The 6,293-nt window shown below is 66.0% G+C and carries 7 protein-coding genes; 3 read left to right on the forward strand and 4 right to left on the reverse strand.

What is annotated here, in order from left to right:
- The first annotated feature begins 42 nt into the window (after window positions 1-42).
- Window positions 43-1,797 (forward strand): endo-1,4-beta-xylanase, encoded by a 1,755-nt coding sequence (locus EB75_RS02825; protein ID WP_083611906.1) that lies wholly within the window; start codon window positions 43-45, stop codon window positions 1,795-1,797.
- On the opposite strand, the gene pdxR is transcribed toward EB75_RS02825, so the two are convergent.
- Window positions 1,778-3,208, reverse strand: coding sequence for a MocR-like pyridoxine biosynthesis transcription factor PdxR (pdxR, locus tag EB75_RS02830; protein WP_073693947.1), 1,431 nt, complete (start codon window positions 3,206-3,208; stop codon window positions 1,778-1,780). The two genes, EB75_RS02825 and pdxR, sit on opposite strands and share 20 nt — an antisense overlap.
- Before the next feature lie 49 nt (window positions 3,209-3,257).
- Here pdxR and EB75_RS02835 point away from each other — a divergent pair, with 49 nt between their 5' ends.
- Window positions 3,258-3,740 carry a carboxymuconolactone decarboxylase family protein gene (locus EB75_RS02835; protein WP_073693948.1) on the forward strand — a complete coding sequence of 161 codons (483 nt, stop codon included), beginning with the start codon at window positions 3,258-3,260 and terminating at the stop codon, window positions 3,738-3,740.
- Here EB75_RS02835 and EB75_RS02840 read toward each other — a convergent pair.
- Window positions 3,709-4,608 carry an alpha/beta fold hydrolase gene (locus EB75_RS02840; RefSeq protein WP_073693949.1) on the reverse strand — a complete coding sequence of 300 codons (900 nt, stop codon included), beginning with the start codon at window positions 4,606-4,608 and terminating at the stop codon, window positions 3,709-3,711. The genes EB75_RS02835 and EB75_RS02840 overlap by 32 nt on opposite strands.
- A 79-nt stretch (window positions 4,609-4,687) precedes the next feature.
- Between EB75_RS02840 and EB75_RS02845 the strand changes: the two genes are divergently transcribed.
- Window positions 4,688-5,317 carry a winged helix-turn-helix transcriptional regulator gene (locus EB75_RS02845; protein ID WP_073693950.1) on the forward strand — a complete coding sequence of 210 codons (630 nt, stop codon included), beginning with the start codon at window positions 4,688-4,690 and terminating at the stop codon, window positions 5,315-5,317.
- A gap of 68 nt (window positions 5,318-5,385) precedes the next feature.
- On the opposite strand, the gene EB75_RS02850 is transcribed toward EB75_RS02845, so the two are convergent.
- Together EB75_RS02850 and EB75_RS29165 are read right to left on the reverse strand one after the other, a co-directional pair.
- Entirely contained in the window at window positions 5,386-5,766 is a 381-nt protein-coding gene (locus tag EB75_RS02850) for a hypothetical protein (protein ID WP_353651641.1), read from the reverse strand.
- Between the two features lie 286 nt (window positions 5,767-6,052).
- The coding region (locus EB75_RS29165; RefSeq protein WP_168175963.1) for a hypothetical protein at window positions 6,053-6,293 on the reverse strand (241 nt) is incomplete at its 5' end.

A 6,293-nucleotide genomic window follows, 5' to 3' on the forward strand; every position in this document is an offset into this window, starting at 1 on the left:
TTGCTGGGTTACCGGCAACGTCAATATCTTTGGGGGATTGTGATGCGGCGACATCTTCGTCGACTGGTCATGCAACGGCTGGTCGTTCTACTCATCGCAGCCGTCGGTATCGCGGCCATGTGCAACAACACGGATGCGCGCTTGCTGTCTCGCACTTACGACGTCGTACCGACTGCCGCCATCGACGAGTCGGCCACCACGGCGGGCCTGGCCGACTCGAACCTCATGCGGCTGAAGAGCCATGCCGAGATCGACAAAGAACTCGACATGATGCAGTCCATCGGCGTCGAGAACATCCGAATCGGCTTGTACTGGGCGGAAATTGAGCCGCTCAAGGGCCGCTACAACTGGTCCAACGCCGACTACATCGTCAATCAGGCGAACGCACGTGGCATGGGCGTGCTGGCCACCATCAACGAGACGCCGGCATGGGCCGGCACTCCGATCGGTGCCGGGACTCCCTCGACCACCGACTTCTCGAAGTACGTGACGACAGTCGCCAACCGCTACAAGGGCAAGATCTCGGCCTACGAGATCTGGAACGAACCGAACGCCAAGTTCTTCATGACGCCGGTCAGCCCAGCCAACTACACCGAGTTGCTCAAGGCCGGCTACACCGCCATCAAGGGCGTCGATCAGTCGATCACCGTCATCGGCGGCGTGCTGGGCTCCGGACGAACCCTCACCGACGACAACGGTGAAGTCCAGACGATGAACCCGGTCGAATACCTGGCGGGCATGTACGACGCCGGCGCGCATGGCTACTTCGATGCCATCTCGTTCCATCCCTACAAGTACGACATGAAGTACTCCGAGCAGCAGGATCAGGTGGCGTCGCCGCTGCGGCAGTTCCAGAACATGCGCGCGATGATGGACTTCTTCGGCGATACCGACAAGAAGATCTGGGCGTCCGAGTACGGCCTGCCGACCACGGCGATCAACGGCATCGGCCAGCAGCATCAGGCGGACTACATCGAGGACTTCCTGAACAGCTGGAGCAAGCAGGTCGGCGCCGGGCCGATGTTCATCTACACGACGCGCGACATTGCGACCGGCGGCACGAACCCCGGGAACAACTTCGGCATCTGGCAGACGAACTGGACCCCGAAGCTGGCGGTGCAGGTGTTGCAGGACTATCTCGGCGGCTCCGGGGTGATCCCGCCGGATCCGGTGGATCCGTATCCGTTCATCACCTGGGTCAAGAACCTCATCACCAACGGAATTGCCTTCGTCGGCAACGTGATCACGGATGTGGTGGACGCCGCGGTGGCGGTGACGAAGGCTGTTGTGGAGGCGGTTGCCTGGGCCGTCGAGACCGCGGTGGATGTCACGGTCAAGGTGGTCAAGGGTCTGGCGAACGCGACGGTGAAGGTCGTCAAGGCGATCGGCAACGCGATCCAGGGTGCCGTGGATGCGGTGCGCAACGCGATCCAGCGCATCTTCAACCGGCCCGCTTCGGCAACTGCCGTCGCCGCCGCCAAGGTCCAGGGGAAGCTGGCCCCGGCTGCTGCCGAGCCCAAGGCAGCCGCCGATACGGTCGACAAGACTGACAAGGACGCGAAGAAGGCGGCCAAGTCCAAGTCGAAGGACAAGCCGAAGCCGAAGGCGACGGACGCCGACAAGACCAAGGACGCCGACGAGGCGACCGACGCCGACGCGACCAAGGCGACGGACGAGGGCAAAGCTAAGGGCAAGTCCAAGTCCAAGGCAAAGGACAAGAAGCCCGCCAAGCCGGGCAAGCGGGGTGCCGAAGACAAGAAGCCGGCGAGCGCGGCGACTAGCGTCGACGCCGGCTGACGGCCGCCAGAACGTCGTACAACGCATCGAGTGCCGCGCTGTATTCGTGGTCGGCCGGGGTGCCGAAGCTCACCACCACCCCGTCCTGGTGCGGGGTGTCCGGCGGGGCCCCGGGGTGGCGCAGCAATGCCAGCCCGGACAGGGCGATCCCTGCGTCGGCCGCCCGCCGCATGACTTCGTGTTCCGTCCCGTCCGGGAGTCGGATCAAGGCGTGCAATCCGGCGGACAGTCCGCTGATCTGCACATCGAGATCGGCGAGCTTCGCCGCCAGCGCGTCGCGCCGGCGCCGGTAACTGTTGCGCATCCGGCGAATGTGCTTGTCGTACTGGCCGGATTCGATGAAGTCCGCCATGGTCAGCTGATCGATGGCATTGACGTAGAACTGTTGCCCGCCGGCCGCGGTCAGCACCGGGTCGATCAGGTTGTCGGGCAACACCATCCAGCCCAACCGCAACACCGGCGCCAGGCTCTTGCTGGCCGAACCGAGATAGACCACCCGGTCCGGATCCAGCCCCTGTACCGACCCGATCGGTTGCCGGTCGTAACGGAACTCACCGTCGTAGTCGTCTTCCAACACATAGCTTTTCGTACGGGCAGCCCAGTCCACGGCTTGGGTGCGCCGGGCTGGGTGTAGCGGTACGCCGTGCGGGAAGTGGTGCGCCGGGGTGAGCAGAACTGCTGCCGCACTGGTCTTTTCGAGATCTTCGACGAGGGCACCGTGGTCGTCGATGCGGATGGGCACAGTGCCGGCGCCGCTGTCGGCGATGGCGTCCCGGAACAGGAACAGTCCGTAGTTCTCAACCGCAATAGTATTGGGCGCGAACACTTTCGACAGTAACTCGACGGCATGCCGGGTCCCGGCGCAGACGACGATCGACTCCGCGGTGGTCCGGACGCCGCGGGCCCGCGCCAGGTAGGTGGCCAATGCGGCGCGCAGCTCCGGCCGGCCGCGGGCATCGCCCGTTCGCAGCGCTTCGGTCGGGGCATTGGTCAGGGCCCGACGCGCCGATGCCAGCCAGGCCTGCCGGGGGAAGGCCGCGACGTTCCCCGAACCAGGCATGAGGTTGTGGGTGGGAGTGCCCGGCTGGGCGCGTTGGGTGCGCGGAGTCGCTTCGGTATGCGATCCGACGACCCACGTGCCGGCCCCCTGGCGAGAACCCAACCAGCCTTCGGCCACCAGTTCGGCGTACGCCTCGGCGACGGTGTTGCGGGCCAATCCGAGGTCGGTGGCCAGCGCGCGGGAGGGCGGCAGCATGGTGCCTGCCGGCAACCGGCCCGAACGGACCGCGTCTCTCAGCACCCGGATCAGCTGGTCACGGGTGCCGCGGCGGCCCGGCTGTACGGTCTGGCCGAGGTCCAGATGCAGGTCCAGGCCGGCACTGCCCGCTTCGGAATTGGCCCATGAAACCACGGACAAATTGAACCATATTCGCGGGTGTTTGATGGCTACCGTGGAGGACATGACCGAGACACTGAATGCACCGACAGCCACCACTCACGCCAATCGCATCGACATCTACGACGCTGCTCCCGAGATCTACGCCGGGATGATGGCCTTCAGCAACGCCGCGGCCAAGGAGCTCGACTCCACCATCGGCGAGCTGATCAAGATTCGCGCGTCGCAGATCAACCACTGCGCCTTCTGCCTCGACATGCATGTCCACGACGCACGCCGATTCGGCGAGACCGAGCAGCGGCTGGCATTGGTCGCGGCATGGGAGGAGGCCGGCGATCTGTTCACCGAACGCGAGCGGGCGGCACTCGCCATCACCGAGGCCATCACCGACCTCAGCCATGGCCCGGTCCCCGATGATGTGTACGCCCAGGCGGCCGCGGTGTTCACCGAGCGCGAGCTGGCGCATGTCATCGGAATGGCCACCGTCATCAACTCCTGGAACCGGTTGAACGCCGCTACCCGGAAGGCGCCCCCGCGCCGGCGCTGAACGCGCGGACTGCCGCCGCGAACTCCTCGGGGGCGTCGGACTCGACGTAGGTGCCGGCGCCCTCGACGACCACGGTGGTGTGGTTGGGGAATGTCGCTTCCAGCCGCTCGCGTTCCTGGGCGCGGAACGCGATGTCGGCGTCGCCCCAGATGATGAGTGTTGGCAGGCCGGCGACGTCCGGCAGCCCGGCCTCGACCTCCGCGAAGAAGTCCCGGCTCGCCAAGACGCGGCCCGGAAGTACGGCAGACGCCTGGCGCCGGTCGGCGCTGTCCAGCGCCCGGCGGTAGTGGTCCATCTCCGCCGCGGTTGGCTTGCGCCTGCGGTGGCCGGTGGGGATGAACGCGTTGACCAGCAGATTGAACTGGCGGACCAGGATGCGCATCGGGAGCCCGCCGACGATGCGACCGAAGGCTTCAAAGTGCAGGTCGCCGTTGACCGGCCAGGCCCAGGTATTCGCCAGCACCAGCCGATGGAAGACCCCCGGCCGCCGCTGCGCCACCGCGAGGCCGATCATGCCGCCCCAGTCTTGTCCGATCAGTGTGACGTCCTTCAGGTCGAGAGCGTCCACAAACGCGGTGACGACCTCCGCGTGTTCTTCGGGCAGGTAGCGGTAGCCGGGCCTTGGCGTCGACAACCCGAAGCCGGGATAGTCGAGCGCAATGCACCGAAAGTCGTTGCGCAGCAGCCTGATTACCTCACGGAAGAGGAATGACCAGGTCGGATTGCCATGCAGCATCAACAGCGTAGGGCCTGACCCCTCGTTGACGTAGTGCACGGTGTGGCCGTCGATCTCGATGAAATGGCTCTCGAACGGGAACAGGTCGTTGTCGACCCAGGAGGGCCGGGTGGCGTGAGCGGTGTTGGTCATGGCAACCCCTCGTCGGATGAGCTTCCGGTTATGCTTGAACATCTCATAATCACTTGAGAAACTCAAGTAAAGGACGGCGATGCGAAGCTACGACCAATACTGTGGGCTCGCCCGCTCGCTCGAAATCGTCGGCGACAGATGGAATCTGCTCATCATTCGGGAACTGCTCATCGCATCCGCCCGCTATCGCGACCTGATCGATCGGCTTCCAGGCATCGCGACCAACCTGCTCGCCGACCGGCTCCGGGACCTCGAGGCTGCGGGCGTCGTTGAGCGACGGTTGGCCGGCGAGGGCAGCGCGGTCGAATACACCCTGACTCCCTGGGGCGCAGAGCTGCGCCAACCGATTGAGAGCCTGCTCCGCTGGGCTACGCCGCTGATGATCAGCGGCCCTGCCGGCGGTGATTCCTTCCGGCCTGAGTGGCTGACCCTTGCCGTTCCAGCCCTGCTCGAAGGTCGGGTCAAGGTCCGCTCCGCCGTGACGATCGGCCTCGTTGTCGGTGACCAGACCATGCAACTGCGCGCGACCCGCTCCGGCTTCGAGGTCGGTCCGCTCGACGGCCGCAAGCTGGATGCATCCATCAGTGCCGGCCCCGCCGCCATCCTTGGTCTCGCCGCGGGAGCTCTCACCCTCAGCGACGCCCGCACGCTGGGTCTCATTGAAGTCGACGGCGATGAGGCCGTCGTTCGATCAGTCTTTGTGGGCTGACGGCGGTGGTGGCGCGCGGCACGCGCGAATACCCCTGAAAGTCGTGCGTTTTCAGGGGTATTCACGCTTCAGTATGTCGGCGGTGGGATGTCTTGCTGTTCCGCAGCTTCAGCAGCCTGGGCGGCCTGGGCGGTTTCTTCGGCTTCGGCGGCTTCCCTGGCTTGCCGTTCTTCGCGGCGGCGCTCAGCAGCTTCTCGAGCGGCCGCGATTTCTTGGATGTCGGCTTCGTTGAGGGCCCGCTCGTAGGCGATCTGCTGGGCCAGGTTTTGGGCGCGGGTGCGGCGTCGGGTGGGCATCATGACACCGCGCCCCGGCGCCGGTGGCGTGTCCAGGTCGGTGCCGTCCGGGGGCGGGCCGTCGGGTAGCGGGGTATCCATGTGCTTGCGGGGGAACAGGATTCGGCTACCGGGCACGCTGACGTAGGTGTGACCGGTCGGTGCGGTCCACACGATCGTGCCGTCCGATTCTTGACGGTCGCGCCAGCCGTCGGGGCCGCCGTAGAACGTTTTCAGTAGGTGGTGCTTGCGATTGGCTCTAGCGAACGAGATTAAAACAGGTGCCTGACCAGCGAACATAGCGCAGAGTGACACGCCCGGACCGGCTGGCGGGGTAACGTGACGGACGGTGCAGCCGACGGCCCGGTGAGCGCGCGACGGACTCGGGGAGCTATGGCAAGCAGTACCCGTCACGCCGCTGCACCCCCGCGAGGGATAACCGGTCCGATTACCGATCGGATTACCAATCCGACCCGGCGCACTCAGCGGCGATGGCGAACAGCCGAGCCACCCGAGCGGGGTCGGACCACCCCGTGCCGCCCGCCCGCACCGTGGCCGCCAGGTCCGCCAGCCGCCCAGCAGGGCGGCTGTCTGCCACGTTGTACGCGATGATGCCCGCGGCGTCCATGGCGTCGCACCAGCAGAGCCCGACGAACGCATCCGCCGCGTCGAGCAGGGCGGCCAGCTGCTGCAGCTCCCCG

The sequence above is a fragment of the Mycobacterium sp. ST-F2 genome (assembly GCF_001905655.1).
GTDB lineage: Bacteria > Actinomycetota > Actinomycetes > Mycobacteriales > Mycobacteriaceae > Mycobacterium.